This window comes from Shimia abyssi (genome assembly GCF_003014475.1).
GTDB lineage: Bacteria > Pseudomonadota > Alphaproteobacteria > Rhodobacterales > Rhodobacteraceae > Shimia > Shimia abyssi.
Window position 1 is genome coordinate 1 of record NZ_PYGJ01000017.1, and the last position, 16,636, is coordinate 16,636.

The 16,636-nt window shown below is 54.5% G+C and carries 15 protein-coding genes and 2 tRNA genes; 7 read left to right on the forward strand and 10 right to left on the reverse strand.

All coding sequences use genetic code 11. The annotated features are described in order from the left end of the window. Together CLV88_RS18790 and CLV88_RS18795 are read left to right on the forward strand one after the other, a co-directional pair. A partial coding sequence (locus CLV88_RS18790; protein ID WP_133170008.1) for an integrase core domain-containing protein occupies nucleotides 1-359 on the forward strand: 359 nt, incomplete at its 5' end. A gap of 573 nt (nucleotides 360-932) precedes the next feature. After that, entirely contained in the window at nucleotides 933-3,137 is a 2,205-nt protein-coding gene (locus CLV88_RS18795; protein WP_106609955.1) for an adenylate/guanylate cyclase domain-containing protein, read from the forward strand. A gap of 19 nt (nucleotides 3,138-3,156) precedes the next feature. Here the strand turns inward: CLV88_RS18795 and CLV88_RS18800 are convergent, their stop codons facing one another. From CLV88_RS18800 to CLV88_RS18825, 5 genes are all read right to left on the reverse strand, one after another. Beyond that, nucleotides 3,157-3,636: a YHS domain-containing (seleno)protein gene (locus CLV88_RS18800; RefSeq protein WP_133170009.1), complete on the reverse strand. Its 480-nt coding sequence runs from the start codon at nucleotides 3,634-3,636 to the stop codon at nucleotides 3,157-3,159. 14 nt (nucleotides 3,637-3,650) lie between these two features. Then, a complete protein-coding gene (locus CLV88_RS18805) occupies nucleotides 3,651-4,244 on the reverse strand; it encodes an ankyrin repeat domain-containing protein (RefSeq protein ID WP_106609957.1) in 594 nt (197 codons plus the stop codon). A gap of 692 nt (nucleotides 4,245-4,936) precedes the next feature. Further along, on the reverse strand, nucleotides 4,937-5,401 hold the full coding sequence (locus CLV88_RS18815; RefSeq protein WP_106609959.1) for a hypothetical protein: 465 nt from the start codon (nucleotides 5,399-5,401) through the stop codon (nucleotides 4,937-4,939). Between the two features lie 485 nt (nucleotides 5,402-5,886). Next, a tRNA-Ala gene (locus CLV88_RS18820) sits at nucleotides 5,887-5,962 on the reverse strand. 96 nt (nucleotides 5,963-6,058) lie between these two features. Further along, nucleotides 6,059-6,385: a TIGR02300 family protein gene (locus CLV88_RS18825; protein WP_106609960.1), complete on the reverse strand. Its 327-nt coding sequence runs from the start codon at nucleotides 6,383-6,385 to the stop codon at nucleotides 6,059-6,061. Between the two features lie 108 nt (nucleotides 6,386-6,493). Between CLV88_RS18825 and CLV88_RS18830 the strand changes: the two genes are divergently transcribed. Both CLV88_RS18830 and CLV88_RS18835 read left to right on the forward strand, forming a co-directional pair. Next, entirely contained in the window at nucleotides 6,494-7,186 is a 693-nt protein-coding gene (locus CLV88_RS18830) for a M48 family metallopeptidase (protein ID WP_106609961.1), read from the forward strand. Nucleotides 7,187-7,235: 49 nt separating this feature from the next. Next, nucleotides 7,236-7,889: a GntR family transcriptional regulator gene (locus CLV88_RS18835; protein WP_106609962.1), complete on the forward strand. Its 654-nt coding sequence runs from the start codon at nucleotides 7,236-7,238 to the stop codon at nucleotides 7,887-7,889. Between the two features lie 14 nt (nucleotides 7,890-7,903). Here the strand turns inward: CLV88_RS18835 and CLV88_RS18840 are convergent, their stop codons facing one another. Beyond that, entirely contained in the window at nucleotides 7,904-9,226 is a 1,323-nt protein-coding gene (locus CLV88_RS18840) for an MFS transporter (protein WP_106609963.1), read from the reverse strand. Between the two features lie 40 nt (nucleotides 9,227-9,266). Continuing rightward, nucleotides 9,267-10,229: an acetyl-CoA carboxylase carboxyltransferase subunit alpha gene (locus CLV88_RS18845; protein ID WP_106609964.1), complete on the reverse strand. Its 963-nt coding sequence runs from the start codon at nucleotides 10,227-10,229 to the stop codon at nucleotides 9,267-9,269. A gap of 171 nt (nucleotides 10,230-10,400) precedes the next feature. On the opposite strand from CLV88_RS18845, the gene CLV88_RS18850 reads away from it, so the two are divergent. Next, nucleotides 10,401-11,255 (forward strand): AraC family transcriptional regulator, encoded by an 855-nt coding sequence (locus CLV88_RS18850; protein ID WP_106610041.1) that lies wholly within the window; start codon nucleotides 10,401-10,403, stop codon nucleotides 11,253-11,255. Here CLV88_RS18850 and CLV88_RS18855 read toward each other — a convergent pair. Then, the gene (locus tag CLV88_RS18855) at nucleotides 11,225-11,827 is read right to left on the reverse strand and encodes a LysE family translocator (RefSeq protein ID WP_106609965.1); all 603 of its coding nucleotides are present in this window, start codon (nucleotides 11,825-11,827) and stop codon (nucleotides 11,225-11,227) included. The two genes, CLV88_RS18850 and CLV88_RS18855, sit on opposite strands and share 31 nt — an antisense overlap. Nucleotides 11,828-12,146: 319 nt before the next feature. Here CLV88_RS18855 and CLV88_RS18860 point away from each other — a divergent pair. Together CLV88_RS18860 and CLV88_RS18865 are read left to right on the forward strand one after the other, a co-directional pair. Next, a tRNA-Arg gene (locus tag CLV88_RS18860) sits at nucleotides 12,147-12,223 on the forward strand. A gap of 196 nt (nucleotides 12,224-12,419) precedes the next feature. After that, nucleotides 12,420-12,908, forward strand: a complete 489-nt coding sequence (locus tag CLV88_RS18865; RefSeq protein WP_106609966.1) for a hypothetical protein — start codon at nucleotides 12,420-12,422, stop codon at nucleotides 12,906-12,908. Nucleotides 12,909-13,112: 204 nt separating this feature from the next. On the opposite strand, the gene CLV88_RS18870 is transcribed toward CLV88_RS18865, so the two are convergent. Beyond that, nucleotides 13,113-14,684 carry a sulfatase family protein gene (locus CLV88_RS18870; RefSeq protein ID WP_106609967.1) on the reverse strand — a complete coding sequence of 524 codons (1,572 nt, stop codon included), beginning with the start codon at nucleotides 14,682-14,684 and terminating at the stop codon, nucleotides 13,113-13,115. Then, entirely contained in the window at nucleotides 14,681-16,597 is a 1,917-nt protein-coding gene (locus CLV88_RS18875; protein WP_106609968.1) for a TRAP transporter permease, read from the reverse strand. Before CLV88_RS18875 ends, CLV88_RS18870 begins: the two co-directional genes overlap by 4 nt. Nucleotides 16,598-16,636 lie beyond the last annotated feature (39 nt).

A 16,636-nucleotide genomic window follows, 5' to 3' on the forward strand; every position in this document is an offset into this window, starting at 1 on the left:
GTGATAATGGGTCCAGTTACGTCTCAGGCGACTTGGCAGAATGGCTACAAGACAAGGGCATGAAGCATTCTCGCGGCGCACCATATCATCCCCAAACCCAAGGCAAAATTGAACGCTGGCACCAAACCTTGAAGAACCGCATCCTGCTGGAAAACTATTTCCTGCCAGGGAACCTCGAAGCCCAAATCGAAGCCTTCGCATATCACTACAACCATCAGCGCTACCACGATAGCCTGAATAACGTCACGCCATCAGACGTCTACTTCGGGCGCGACAAAGCCATTCTAAAACAAAGGGAAAGGATCAAACGAAAGACAGTCGAAACGCGACGCTTGCAACACAGTCAACGTGCCGCATAATCAAACCAACAAGATGAGCCGAACACTCTCTTTGTTTACGCCGCTCTTGGTTCCAAAAACTCTGACGACGGACAATCTTTCCTGCACCGCAGCAAACGCGCAAAGCCTGATGAGAAAGGCGTTCGCGCTGAATTCACTGCGATGCTTTCTGCTTTCGCAACACATTGTTTTTCCTCATAATCTCCGCATTGCCGCCGTTCGCTGCGCTGTCTACCAAGGACTGCTATGCGGGACGGAGCCGCCCGATGCTGGCGCAGCGAAAATCAAATCGATTGCTCGACAGTGTCACGGTATAGCCCGCGACGGCGCAGCACGATTTCTCGATACCGGACGTTCAAATCATGCATATAGGTCAAAACTTAATCCGGCTGTTCGCTTCGCTTGGATATAATGTCTCAAATGCGGAGCAAGCTGCCTTATGATGCTGCGGAGACAATTGGCATGTTGCGCCACCGTACCTTTGAACGACAAGCACCCGCCTAGCCAAATATTTTGAGCGAGCGCAGTTTCCGTCACGTTTTTTCAGTGTTACCTTCGCAGTACGGCCCGCATTTTGGAGGAGAGGGGCAAACCTTGGAACGCAGGCTTGCCGCCATATTCGCCGCAGACGTAGTCGGTTTCAGCCGTATGATGGCCGAGGATGAGGTGGGCACCTTCGAACGTTTGACCACGGTGCGCGAAGACATTCTCACCCGTTTGATAGATGAAAAGAACGGGCGGATCGTCAAGCTTATCGGCGACGGTCTGCTGGCCGAATTTGCAAGCGTTGTTGATGCCGTGGAGGCTGCGATCCAGATACAGGAGGCGGTTAAGGACAGAAACGACACCATTGATCCCCGCCAGCGTATCGAATTGCGGATCGGTATCAACCTGGGAGATCTGATCATCGATGGCGACGACATTTACGGAGACGGTGTTAACATTGCGGCGCGCCTGGAACCCCTAGCTACGCCCGGAGGCATCTGCATCTCGCGGGAGGTTTACGAACACACGCGCGGCAAGGTTAGTAAGCCATTTGAATCTGGGGGTATCCACCGGGTCAAAAACATACCTGAGCCTCTCACGGTATTTCGGATGGCGGACCCGAATGGCTCGAAATACACTTCACTGTCTCGCTTCAAAGTTCGAGGCGCTGTCACAGCGGTGGCCGTAATAGCGATTCTTGCAGGTGCCGCTTTTATATTGCGTGATGACATAGTTGCCCTTTTCGGCGGCGCTGAAAGTGAAATCATCGCGGCAGAGGACGGGCTGCCTTCTCTCATTGTTTTGCCCTTTGAAAACCTCGGGCTGCCAGATGCGGAACGCTACATCGCAGATGGGCTCACGGACGATCTGATTACAGATTTCTCGAAAGTCGCCGGGCTGATGGTGATCGGCAGCAACACCGCGTTTTCCTATCGGGACCGGACAATCGACAACAGGGCCGTCGGTCGCGAATTGGGAGTGGGCTATGTTCTCGATGGCAGTGTGCGAAAAGCGGGAACTCGGCTTTTGGTCAACGCGCGGCTGACAGATGTGAGCAGCGGGCAGACAGTATGGGCCGAGCGGATGGAGCGAGACGAAGCCGAGATTTTCTCCTTGGAAACTGGCCTTATAAACGAGATCATTGATCAACTTGGTGTGAATGTGAGTGTGTCCGAAAAGGAGCGGATCGATCGCCTACCTACAACGGATCTGGAAGCATATGACTTCTTGCTTAGAGCCGAAGAAGCTGCTCGTAGCGGCTTTCGGCCCGGGCTGCGCGAAGCGTTGAGCCTCTATTCGGACGCAACCGCAATCGACCCGACTTTTGCCAGGGCTTTCGCGGCACAGGCCCGCACTGAGGCATTGATCATGCGCCGTAACTATGACGATGTGCTGCCCTTTCCGGTCGCCCGGAAACGCGCCTACGAACATGCCGGTCGTGCCTTAGAAATTGATCCCGATGCGGCGATGCCTTTTGCCGTATTAAGCGAGTTGCAAACTGTGGATCGAAGGTATGAGGAAGCGATGCGCTCGGCGCAGCTTTCTGTCGAGAAGGCTCCCGGTGAAGCATCTGCCTATCTTGCGCTGAGCTTTGCGCAAACATTCTACGGCCGACATGAAGAGGCGATCGAGAATTTCGAGACAGCGCTACGTCTCAATCCACTATTGCCGGGCTATGCGCGGCAGATCGTAAGCTTGTCCTATATTTTGACAGAGCGTCCCCAACGCGCCGTCGAAATCCTTGAGGAGATAAAGAGCAGCTCTCAGGGTATTGAGGACTTCTTCAACGTCCTCGCCGCCGCCTATGGGGAAGCTGGCCAGACACAAAAAGCGAAAACAACTGCAGATGATGTGGCCCGGTTCGCCCCGCATACCTCGGCGCAACTCTACAGGGTCATGTTTGCGCATTTTCGAAAGCAGGAAGAACTCGATCGGATAATTGATGCAATGTTGAATGCAGGCGTGCAGGAATGGCCTTTCGACTTTCAACCTGGCGCGCGGGAAAGGTTATCTGCCGACGCGATTACCGCGATGATCGACGGGAACGTGTGGCGCGGAAACTTCGAAGGCCGCGGACCCGGTTTGATGCAAATTTCAGAGAACGGAAGCGTCGCGTTGCGCGCATCCACGATGTTCATCACCGGATCGGCGTATGTGCAAGATGACGTTTTGTGCATACAACCTCCCGGTCTCGCGCTCGGTCGCCCGGCGTGTGGCCCGATCTACACAAGTGACGAAGATGGAACCGCGGCAGGTTTGCCGTATAGCTACGTCAACGCGCATATTGTGTTTCACTTTGGCCCGGGTGGATGACCCTCAACCGTGGTGCGCGTCAATTGGAGTAATCCTTAGCAGCCAGCGGCTTGGTTTTCTCCCAATTCGAATCCGCCTTGGCGATCACCGCTTCCCCTTCTGGGTGGTCGAGCATTTCTGCACCGACTGGGTCCGATATGAAGTAAAGCTTTCCATCGATGATCCGCCAAGAATTCACAGGGTCGATGTTTTCGGACGCGTTGGCCCCAAGGCCGACACCCAGCGTGCAATACCCACCGTATTGCGGTGCGTATTTGGTTGGTTCAGACATAAACAGGTCGCGGTTCTCGGCGCTGTTGAAGTGCCATGGTGTGCCAAGCCAATCATATGCGAACTCACTTGATCCTTTGACCGCACGGCTTTCGGTGAAATAGGCAACGGTGTCATAGCCCTTGATCGCTACGTCGCCGAAAGGTCCGGTATTAATTGGCTCATCGGCTTGCGCACCACTGGCCGTCGCTGCCAGAAACAGACCACTCATCAGAAGTCGAAAGTTCATTTTTTGACCTTCCATTATGTGCCTGCCTCCAAGCACAGGCGATGAAATTCCGGGCCGAAGGCGTCTGGCGGAGGGCATGCGGCCCCGTTCGCTTTGAGGAGCGCGACGATATCATAGTGCTTTCGGAACATCGTTCGAACCAGAACAGAAAAGCCATCGTTGTCGAGAGTTACGATATCTGCACCGTTGTCGAGCAGTAGTTCGATCATCTCAACATGGCCCTCATCGGCCGCCATGAAGATGGGTGATTTTTCGGCCCTGTTTATACGCCCATTCACATCTGCGCCTCTGGCGAGAAGCAGCTGCGCTGTCTCAATATTACCGCTGAAGGCCGCAGCGTGAAGCGGTGTGAAACCGCTGTGGTTGCGCGCCATCACGTCGGCCCCTGCTTCGATCAAAGCCGCAGCGGTTTCGGTGTTTCCAGCCAACGCAGCGGCAATCAAGGGCGTAGCCTTGTTCGGCCCCCGCTCATCAATCGAGGCACCGCTTTGCAACAGAGCCTTAACGGTCGCTGTATCACCCTGCTTCGCAGCATCGAATAACTGACCTGCTTGAGCGGGCCCAAGTATAAGGAATGCCGTTGTAAAGATGGCACTAATCCAACGCATGGATCTACCTCCCCTGTTTGAAGTCTACAATGAGCCGCTGTTGCGCGCAACGACGGCTTATTTGCTACCGTGTTGAAGACGGTTTCGATCGAATGGGTTTAGTCCATGCAGCGGCCCCAGAGACAACAAGTGTTGAGTCCGCGATGGAGACGTAGTGCCCCCAAGTTTCGCCGCAGCCAGCATGAATGTCCGGTCTTTAATCTGCGCCGCGACGCTCCGGTTAACGAGAAGTAATGTTGCAGCGGCGTGGTCTACTGGTCGAGAAGGTCCGCCTTGGGCTCAGTGCAGTCATTCGCGGCAACTTGCTTGAACGACTGCTTTGCGGAAAATTTTTACTAAAGCGGGAAATGCGTCTTCTTGCTTCAGCCCGTACAAGTGTTGCTAAGAATGCTTTTCTCCTAGGTGCGCTATACCCGAAGCCAGTAGTCGTCTCGCCTCGTAGAGTTCACGCTGACCAGACATCAGGTTTGGAGGCAGAGCACCTATCTTTTCAGAATGCTGGATTGATATATCTAACCTATCAGCCGCTTCGATTGCGGCTTTTAGTGCAGCCTTGATGGCGGTCCTATCGGATATGGGCAGGCGAGTTCCTGCCATTCCTCCGCTGTCTGTCCATGACCCTCTCTTCATTCTTGTTCCTCGCTCAGGCGGCCCCATTTTGGTAGCAGTGACTTATCTATTGCGGCGGTCGTTCAATCCGTACGTCGCATTTCCTCGACCTCCGCACGAAGTGAGGACAGTTCTTCAAGCCCTTTGAGCTGGGCGTGACGACCCAGGACATCCTGAAGAAGCCTTGCCTGTTGCAAGCTGATTTCGCCCTGCGATGCTGCAGTTGTGGTCCGCTCTGATGCGACGAGGATATCTTCAATAGAGCTCAATTTATTCTTGTCAGCTAATTGAACGAAGTCAGAGCGTGCAGGAGGCCGAACCCGATCAACGAGCCATTGGGCTACGGTTGGATTGCCGTTATCAAGCTCGTCGGAAATTACGTCAGTGGCGCGCCTGAGCATCTCTTCAAGCCGTTCGCCCGCAAGCCGTGCTGCACGTGTTTTAATGCCAATTGCGCCACGCGGTCGACCGGTTGACTTTGGCGGTTTGAGCCCGGGCAGGAATTTGCCATCCGGGCCGCGTTTAGCTTGTTGCTCGTAATGGGGCATAGAACCGTCAATCTCGTCATTTATACGTCAATAATACTGACATAATAGTTTAACTTTGCGTTCTTGTCACTGTCTTGGGATTGACCCGTGGGTTACGGAGTTCGAGAGCGAGGTTTTCCGCTCCTTTGAGTGAAAAACCAAATCGGCTGTTGCATTCCCACAAAGAAATCAAGACGTGAGGATACCTCCAAGGCCATCTGGCATCACATGCTCAACGCTCAATTCCTTAGTTGCAAGACATGCAACACACTAAGGATGCTCCCACTCAATTCTCAATTTCAATTCCTCAATGTTAATTGCACGTTGGCCAAGTTGTCTGGATGAAGTTGATAGCACCGCGCGACAGCAAGGTTTTGGACTGCCAAATTGGTTTCTTTAGCCCAATTGACAACAGTTGAAATCAGGAGAATTCAGTAATATTTGGGGGTCTGTGTGGGGTTGAGAGCCCCTGACACGCAAAATGCGCAGTGTTTTCAAGAAGGATTTGGTGGAGCCTAGGGGGATCGAACCCCTGACCTCTACAATGCCATTGTAGCGCTCTCCCAGCTGAGCTAAGGCCCCAATTTTTCAAGCAAGTCTGCCCGTGCGCGCTTCTTTAGGCGCTGGTCAGGGCGGGATCAAGCAAAAAATCCGCCCTAACCAATTATTTATATTTGATCAGCTGTCGTCGTCATTTGCCGGTACGTCGGCAATCTCTTCTAGCGGAACATTGTCGTCTTCATCGTCGTCCAGAACATCGTCTTCCAGTTCCAGATCGACTGAATCGTCATCGTCCAGAACGGCATCAGAATCGTCCTGATCCATTGCTTTTGCTTTCAGTGTTTCCGCGTCTTCCGCGTCAGCTGAGATCATCCGGCTCTTGCCAGCTTCAAATTCAACAACTTCGCCAGTGTAAGGGCTGACGATAGGGTTCTTGTTCAGGTCATAAAAGCGCTTGCCGGTGGTTGGGCACACGCGCTTGACGCCCCATTCTTCTTTGGGCATGGGTAATCCCCTTTAATCGGTGTGAGTCTTCTCGACGGTCCGCGCCACCTGCCATATCAATGACCCGGTGTCAAAGGGTATCATACGTCATTGAACCAAGGAGCGCGGATGACGCAACACTTCCTGTCCACAGAGCCGCCTTTGGCCATTTCGCTACGCCGTTCGGCCCGGGCGAGAAGAATCAGTTTGCGCGTGTCGCGATTGGATGGGCGAGTCACATTAACGGTGCCTAAGGGTGTTTCGGAACGCGAAGCGATGGCCTTTGCGCGTGAAAAGCAGGCTTGGCTGTTGGCACAGCAGTCCAAGATCCAAGCGGTTGTTCCGATTGGTTTCGGGCAGCAGCTACCGATTGCTGGGCGTGTGCGGGCAATTGTTCCGTCGGAGGGTCGAAAAACGGTTCTGGGGGTCGATACAATTGCGGTTCCGGGCCAACCTGAGCAAGTGAATGCGCGACTGAAGGCTTTCTTGAAGGAATTAGCGCGAAATCGGCTTTCAGAAGCTGTGGAGTTTTATGGCGCCCGATTAGGGCGTTCGCATACACGGCTGACATTACGAGATACGCGATCGAGATGGGGGTCTTGTTCATCCGCTGGAGCGTTAATGTTTTCTTGGAGGTTGGTGATGGCACCGGCTGGCGTATTGGACTATGTCGCGGCGCACGAGGTGGCGCATCTTGCCGAGATGAACCACTCTGATCGGTTCTGGAACACTGTTGAGCGTATTCATGGACCCTATGATGGACAAAGGAAGTGGTTGCGAGAGCAGGGGCAGGAGCTACATCGCTATAGTTTCGAAGCTTAAGGCGCAGGCATGGATTGACCTATTGCGGAAATGTGATCACATTTGATCAATGTCTACGATAAACCGACCCGCTCAAGATCAAGCCAGTTCCGCACATGATCGCGTTTACCGCACTTTGCGAGCGCGGATCATGTACGGGCGAATTGCCCCCGGCGAAGCTTTGACGCTCCGTGGGATCGGCAAAGAGTTTGATGTCTCTATGACTCCTGCGAGAGAAGCTGTTCGTCGATTGGTGGCTGAAGGCGCATTGTTTTTGTCCAACTCCGGGCGTGTATCGACGCCTGAATTAACCAGCGAGCGCCTGGAAGAGCTTGCAGCACTGCGTGCGCTGCTTGAGGTGGAATTAGCGAGCCGTGCTTTGCCACGGGCGCATATGGCGCTGATAGACCGTTTGACGGCCATCAATGGGAATGTCGCGGACGCGGTATCACGTCGTGATGCGGTTGGGTACATACAGTCGAACCTTGAGTTCCACAGAACGCTTTACTTGCGCGCTCAGGCCCCGGCGATGCTGGCGATGGCAGAAACCGTTTGGTTGCAGCTTGGGCCGACGATGCGGGCGCTCTATGGGCGGCTGCGCAAGACAGAGCCGCCGCACTATCACCGTCTGATCATCGCGGCACTGCGGGCGGGGGATGAGCCGGGGCTGCGGTTGGCAGTGCGCTCTGACGTGACGCAAGGGTTGCGGTTGTTGGCGCGGTGATGCGCAGGCGCATGTTACTGTGCGGGCCAAACGCGGTGGTTGTCATCGATCACATAAGTGTGGCTGTGCTCGCGGATTCCATATTGCAGAAGATGAGGGTGATTGTCCGGCAGATCCGGGTGGCTGTGGCTTAGAATGCGCAATCCCGGTTTCCATAGCCACAGAGCGAGTGCGGTTCCTAGCGTTGCAAGCAATCCCATCGCGCCCAGGGACAGCCACAAGCCGCCCCATACGGCCAGGTAGCCAGCGGTGGGGTACGTAACCAACCAGCACGCGTGACTGAGCGCGAACTGTGCCGTGAAGACGGCGGGGCGATCTTCTGGTTGCGCGGAGCGGCGCAGAAGGCGACCTGATGGGGTGAGAATGGCTGAGTAGAGCATTCCAGACAAGAACCACGCACCTAGGAAGTTTGTCCATTCCAACGGCCCGGAAATGGCGAGCCAGACTGCTTGAAGCAATGTCATCATCGATAGCAATATGGCAGCACATGTCATGACTGTGCGATCTGGAACGCGATCCAACATCCACGGCAAAGCAAATGCTGCGACCATGCTACCAGCGCCGTAAGTGCCCATGGCCAGTGCCAATGCAGTTTCGTCCAATGTGTAGACGCCGCGCACAATGATCACTGTGTTGACCAGCACAAACGCGCTGACAGATGCGGCTGCAAGGTTGAAGCCGAGCAGTCCGCGCAGGCGGGGGGTGTTCAGGTATATCCATATGCCGCGTGTGGCCCGCTCCTTGAAAGTCCGGCCTTGCGACCCTGTGTTTTGCGGGATGGTCGACTTCCAAATTAAACAGGCGGACGCAACAAAACCCAATGCTGTGCCAACAAACAATCCGCTGAAACTCATCACCAACAAGAGGATACCGGCCAGAGCGGGGGACAGCAGGTTTTCGAGGTCATAGGCCAAACGAGACAATGACAGTGCGCGGGTGTATTCGGCTTCGTCTTGGAGGATGTCAGGGATGGCTGATTGGAATGTAGGGGTAAATGTAGCCGAGGCTGTTTGCAGAACAAAGATCAGTAAGTAAACTTGGCCAACGGTTTCGACAAAAGGCAGGCAAGCTGCGATGCCGACGCGGACTATATCGACGAAGATCAATACAGTTTTTCGCCGGAATCGTGCGACGACGGCACCCATTATGGGGGCTAGGCCAACATAAGCGACCATTTTGATCGCATACGCGGTACCCAGCACCGCACCGGCCTGTGGTCCTGCAAGGTCATACGCCAATAGCCCAAGCGCAACCGTCATTAAGCCAGTGCCGATTAGGGCAACGACCTGTGCGCTGAATAGACGTGCGAAATCGCGATGTTTCAGAATCGCCCACATATGGTCACCCTAGCTCTCAGGGTTTTGCGGGCAAGTGGTGTTACGCGGCAAGGCCGGTGGAGCCGAGGCCAAGGAATTTTTTGCGCCGTGCCGCAACAACCTCTTCTGGGCTCAGTTTTTCCAGATCCTTAAGCATTGCTGCAATCGCCTTGCCAACGGATTGGATCGTCTTCGCGCTGTCACGATGCGCGCCGCCTTTGGGTTCGTCAATGATCCGATCTGCAACGCCAAGTTTCTTGAGGTCTTGGGCGGTGAGGCGCAAGGCTTCGGCTGCTTCGCGCATCTTGTCAGAGTCTTTCCAGAGGATCGACGCGCAGCCTTCCGGAGAAATCACCGAGTAGACCGAATGTTCGAGCATTGCGACACGGTTTGCCGTAGCGAAAGCGACAGCCCCACCGGAACCACCCTCACCGATGACAACCGAAGCCAGCGGTACGCCAATTTGCAGGCACTTTTCCGTGGAGCGGGCAATCGCTTCAGACTGGCCACGTTCCTCGGCACCCTTGCCGGGATACGCGCCAGGCGTGTCGACGAGTGTGACCACAGGCAGGCCAAACTTGTCGGCCATTTCCATCAGGCGGATGGCCTTGCGATAGCCTTCGGGGCGGGCCATGCCGAAATTACGTTCGATCCGGCTTTTGGTGTCGTTGCCCTTTTCATGGCCGATGACCACGACGGGCGTATCGTTGAAACGCGCCAATCCGCCCATAACGGCGTGATCGTCAGCAAAGTTGCGATCGCCTGCCAAGGGGGTGTATTCAGTGAACAGCGCCTTGATGTAATCCTGACAATGAGGTCGCTCGGGGTGACGTGCGACCTGACATTTCCGCCAAGGCGTCAGTTCCTTATAAAGCTCATCCAGCAGTTCTGCGGCCTTGCGATCAAGGGCCGATGCTTCGTCTGTGACATCCATCTCTTCATTTTGCCGAGCGAGGGCGCGGAGTTCTTCCGCCTTGCCTTCTATTTCTGCCAGCGGTTTTTCAAAATCGAGATAGTTGGTCATGTGGGTCTCCGCACTGCCTTGGGGCCTTCGCTATATGACGTTCGTCGCGCATAAATGCAACGGTGCGTAAACCGGACACAGACAGGAAAATGCAGGTTAGCAAGATTTGTGTCGTCAGGTTGTGTCACGCAAAAGCTGCAAACGCCATTTGGCGAGTCGAAAGAGGCAAAAATGCAAAGCTATGAAGACAGGCTGACACGTGTGCTTCGATATATTCACGACAACCCTGCTGGAGATATGTCGCTGGACACATTAGCCGATGTGGCAGCGCTTTCTCGATTTCACTGGCACCGGGTTTTTTTGGCGATGACAGGCGAAACATGTGCTCAGTTAGTGCGTCGGGTGAGGATGCACAAAGCCGCGGCGATGCTGCACGATCCAACGGTTTCAGTGTCGGACGTTGCGACAGCGGTTGGCTACGAGAGCCTCAACAGCTTTTCTCGAGCATTTCGTGCGCAATACGACCTCAGCCCAAAAGCGTTTCGCGAGCAAGGTGGAAGACCCGCCACCCTGCTAGTTCGAAGCATAGGAGAGACGGACATGCAGACTGTAACGATACGGCAAGAACCCGCGCGGCATTTGGTCGGCGTGGCGCATCAAGGCGCATACACAGAAATTGGCGGCAGTTTCGGGGCGTTTTCAGCAGTGGTGCAATCACGAAATCTGTGGCCTCAAATTGGCGCGATGATTGGCGTTTTTGATCATGACCCGAACGTAACGCCCGAAGCCGACCTGCGCAGTTTTGCTGGTGGTGAGTGGAAAGGGGACTCCTGTCCCGATGGGTTGGTAGAGAGGCAGCTTAATGGTGGCCGCACGGCCGTGCTCACGTTTAAGGGGCCCTATGTCGACTTGCACAAGGCCTATGATGCGATGTTTGGTACGTGGCTTCCTCAGAGTGGCGAACTGCCGGACGAAACGCCCTGTTTTGAAGTTTATCTAAATGACCCCATGGATGTTGCACCGGCGGAGTTGTTGACTGAGATTTGCCTGCCGCTTCAGCCAAGATCAGATAAGATGACCGGATAAAGCGACGCGACCAAGAGCGCGGCCATAGTCCAGTTGAAAGCGGTCAATCGTGCCTGAGAGGTCAGCAGCTTGCGCATTTGCTGGCCAAGCACGGTCCAACTGCTCACACATGGCAAGTTGATGGCGCCAAATACGACTGCAACAAGCACGATCCCACCCCAGTTACGATCGTTTGCATAAAGTGTGATTGCAGCCAGCGCCATTGACCAAGCCTTTGGATTTACCCATTGAAACAGTGCTGCTTGCAAGAAAGTTAGCGGATTCGCGCCAGACGATTCATCACTGGGTGCGCCGGCGTTGGCGATCTTCCAAGAGAGCCATAACAAGTAAATGATCGAAGCGACTTTTAAGATTTCATACGATATGGGAGCCATATCGAAAGCTTGCATCAATCCGATGCCAACCAACAGAATCATAAAAACAAATCCCGTGCCGATCCCCATCATGTGCGGGATGCTGCGGACGAAACCGAAGTTGGCGCCGGAGGACATTAGCATAAGATTGTTTGGGCCCGGCGTGATCGACGTTACAAAGGCATACATCGCAAGCGCCGCTATCGTGTCTATGTTCATTTTCTAAAATTGGTCTGACTTTCTCGGAATTGAAAATGAAAATTCGTGACAGTTGCCATCGCGAAAACTGATGGCCGCGAATTATGACCATGCCTGCCGCGAAACTCATGTGTACAAACTGCCCGAGACCAGACGACCGCGAACTCACGCGGCCGCGGAATTGAGTGCTAGATGAAGTATCGATGACTTCTTGACCGCGCAGAATACTAAAAGCAAAACAACGATGCAGGAAGCTGAAGAAACACGGTTTGTCGCGCGCCCGAAAGAGCAACCTTGCTCAATCAAAATATGTGATTTACGACTTTAACCACTATAGACCGGCCCCGTGGCTCAACTGGATAGAGCAGCCCCCTCCTAAGGGGCAGGTTGCAGGTTCGAATCCTGCCGGGGTCGCCACTAAATAACTGATATTGTTGGTGTTTTATTGCTGTTTTCAGCCGTATTGATTGTGCCGTGGTGCCAAGTTGTTGCGGCTCAGTATTAGCACAGGTTTTTAACCTAAATAGAATCAATAACTTAGCCAACAGAGACTCCTGCGCTTAACACAGAAAAAGCACGGCCCTGCTCGTGCTTGGTTGGATGGTGAGCACAAATGGTGAAACGCGGACGCAAACGGAAAGACGGCTACACACTGTATCGGCGTTCCGACAATGGCAGCTTTGCCATGCGGATCTCACTGCCGGGTCATTTGCAGTTTCGGTTTGGGCTCGGCACATTTGATGAAACTGAGGCTAAGGCCTTGGCTGATGAGAAGTTTCTGGAAACCAAAATCCTCGCCAAGAACGAGCTGCTTCCGGGTGTCGCCAGCTTTGATGTTCTGGCCGGTGCCTTCTTGCAGGTCATGGCAACGAAGGCTGAAAACGACCCGAGCAGGCTTAAGGGGTATCGGTATTCCAAAGGCGTTGTGGAACGATATCTCGTGCGCTTCTTTGGTCGCGCACCCGTGACGGTAATCCAGCACAAACAGCTGATGGAATACTTGGACTGGCGTTCGACCTATTGGACCGAAGGTCCGGGTGTTGGTGAGAAATGGATATACTATCAACGCGCAGGTATCTCGGTTGTTTCTGCAGGTGCATGATGAGCATCGGCGAAAGCTGTTGGAACGAGGCGAGAATTAGGTTTTTGTACCGAACTGATTTTATTAGGACCATTCCAAAATTTGTGTGCGTGCGGCAGTGGCTACTCCAAGCAGCCATTCATTCAAGTTTTAGCTAAGGGCCGATTCGAGCACGAGTTGTTTTGTGCAGCAAAGTGAGCAATCAAAAGGAACCAGCACCGTGATTCAAGCACGGTATGCGGGGAGTGGTGCCCGGTCTTGCAGATCAATCAATCTGCGCAACATTGTCTCCGACATGGTGGCCGAGAGATCTGCGAATTTTGTGTTGCCGTATAGGTTAACGGTCTCTTCTGGATCGCTTTCCAAATCATAGAGCTCGTGCCAATCCTCGCCCTGACGCAACGACATCCGATACCTGTCTGTCACGACCGTACGTACCCTTTGCGGGCGATCAAAGCCGGTCATGGTGCGCTGGCTGTCTTCCTCCACGATAATGGCTTCCGGCGGCTCCGTGGAAAACAGATCGCGGCCCTGGATACCGTTAAAGGGCTGTATTCCAGCCCGAGCGAGTATAGTTGCAGCAATGTCGATGGACGAGCCCAAACCATGATCGAGCGCTCGATCTTCCGGAGCTATTGGGTCATTCCAGATAAACGGCACGCGGATGATCCCCTGATAGTGCAACAACAGCTTCAGCATAAGGCCGTGATCCCCCATGTAGTCTCCGTGATCTGAGGTGAAGATAACCACTGTGTTGTCCGTGAGTCCCAAGCTTTCCAACCGCTTCAGAACCCGCCCGATGGCGTCGTCGATCATTGTGATCATGCCATAGGTAAGTGCGATGATAGCGCGAGCTTCGTCCTGGGTCACGGCAAAGGGGTTCTGATTGTCGCGTGGATCGGTGCCTTTCTCCATGGCCTCCTTCATGGCCTTGATCGGCGGCAAGTCACCTTGGCTGAAGGATGCAGGCAGCGTCATGTCGGCGGGATCATACATATCCCAATAGCGGCCCGGCGGTGTGAACGGGTGGTGCGGATCCGGGAACGACATTTGCAGGAAGAATGGTTCGTCCTGGTCTGCCTGTTCAGCAAGCCACGCCTCTGACCGATCAGCTATCCAGGAGGTGGAATAAAGCTCTTCCGGAACAGCGGTCTTCCATGCCTGCGGTGCGTTAATATTGCCGTCCGGTAGCGCATTTTCAGGCCCGACCAAGGTGTTGAAATCAGGATGCTGGTAACGGGCCCACAAAAGATAGTCACCCGATGCCTGATCACCGTGGTCCGCACAGACCTCGACATGGTTGAAACCATAGAACTCACCGTATGTCCGTTCGGCCAGAGGCGTGTCCCAATTTGGGGCAACCTCCAGATCATAATCCGATGAATGGCGGTTGTTTTTGTAGGCGTCGCGCAGGTGGGCCGAAGGGGCAGTCAGGCCTTCCTTAGCCTCGAACTGGTTTGTTGCAGGCAGGCCGGTAAAGCTCTGGAGGTGCGATTTTCCGACTAGTCCGGTGTTGTAACCGGCGTCGCGCAACAATTCGACAAAGGTGGTGTGATCCTTCGACAACGGGATGCCGTTGTGTCGCGCACCGTGCGCCGAACTCATTCGTCCGGTCATGATCGACGCCCGGTTGGGCATACAAATCGGGTTGGCTACATAGAACTTGTCCCACCGGGTGCCGCCTGCTGCGATCCCGTCAATGTTGGGTGTCTGTACAACCCTGTTGCCGTAACAGCCAAGGTGATCTGCCCGGTGTTGATCGGTGATGATAAACAGGAAGTTTGGTCTTTTGGTCATTGTGTCGCCTTGGAAGTTGGCGCCAAAGCTCGGCCTGCGCGGACATCGTATGCGATGAGCGCAAGGCCAAGCCCTACGGCAGGCAGGTGAAACATAGGATCGGTGGCCAGACAGGTGAACGCGGTCACAAAGCGGATCACGATCTCGGGCACAGTCAGCTTGCGCCGATCGAACCCTGACAAGGCCGATGAGAACAACCAGATACAGAAACAGGTTCTGGCCACGATCCAAAGGAAGGGTATCAAGCTGAACTCTTCCACAATCAGGATCGTCGGATAGAAGGCAAAGACAAACGGGATGATGAATTTTGCCATGCCCAGCCGGAATGACATGAAGGCCGTCATCAAAGGGTTCGCTCGGGCGATGGGTGCGGCCGCGTAAGCCGCGATAGCCACCGGTGGGGTCAGCGACGAGGCAACGCCGTAGTAGAACACAAACATATGTGCGGTCAGCATCGAGACACCCAAGGCTTGGATCGCTGGTCCCATCACGAGGATGATGATGAGGTAGGCTGGCAAGGTTGGCATACCCATGCCGAGTATCAGAGCGCCAGCCATGGCAACTGCCAGTGCCGAGAACAGGCTCTCACCTCGGATCGACGCAATGACATTGGCCAGTTTCAGACCCAATCCGGTTGAGTCCAGAGATCCGACGAGGATGCCGATGGCAGCAATGGCGATCAGCAGGGTCGCACCGGATTCCGCGCCTTTTAGGAAAGACTTCCACACGCGGCCCGGATCGTTGCGCACCTCGGGGTTGATCACGGAAAGCGCCACAAGAACGACAACTGCATAGAACCCGGCAGCAGAAGTGGATAGGCCGAGGAGCAAGGAGCCGATCACCACAATGATGGGCCCGGCAAACAGTACCGAATTGATTAGGTCTGTCCGGGCGATTTGGTCATCAACCGTCATTTCCTGAACTTCGATACCCTGACGGCGGGCCTCAACCGTTACAGCCGAGAACAGGCTGAAATAGTAGAAAAGCGCAGGGAACAAAGCCGCAATGATAATGTTGAGATAACCGACACCGGTTAAATCGGCCATCACCAGCGCTGCTGCGCCCATGATGGGAGGCATGATCTGACCACCGGATGAAGCTGTCGCCTCGATCCCAGCGGCGAATGTCGGAGAGAAGCCGCGCTTCTTGATCATCGGGATGGTAAATGTGCCGGTACCAACGATATTGGCCACGGTCGAGCCCGACATGGTTCCGAACATCGAGGATGCCAGAATGGCGGCATGGGCCGGTCCGCCCCGGGTACGGCGTGTCGCGAGGAAGGCAAATTTCAACAGAGTGTCGCCTGCTCCGGTGCCTTCCAGCAGGACGCCGAAAATGATGAAGATGAACACGGTACTCAGCACGATATTGGTAATCGAGCCGAACACGCCCTTGTTTGTGTTGTACCAAAGTGCTTCGGCAACTTCCTTCAGTGAGAACCCAGAGTGAGCCAGAATGCCCGGCAGGTCTTGTCCGAAAAGCAGGTAGACAACACCAAATGTCCCGACCAAAAACAAGCCCCACCCCCACAAACGGCGGCACAGTTCGAGAAAGACCACCAGACCAGCCAGCGCGGGCCATGCATCTTTGGTGGCAACATCATAAAGCGCTGTTTCCATTTCGGTCTGAACAAAGTGAAAAGACCAGATCGACCATAAGCCGACCAAAATCAGCGCGAAATCAACAGCGAGCGTCAAAGGCCTCGCACTGCCATGATCACTCCGCCGTCGCTGCGAGGCCGACACGGCGACAATCAAAGCCAATGCAAATCCAGCTGCCCGATGCAATTTAGGGTCGATAAGGCCGACGCCTGAACTGTAGAGCGTAATCAGACCCAGTGCGAGGCAGGCAACAGCGGCGGCCATTGCAAACAGGCGGGTCGTGACGTTGGCTGTAGGGGCCGCGTCCGTCATGGCGTGTCGCTTTCAAAATATGTTGGGACATTGCCGAGC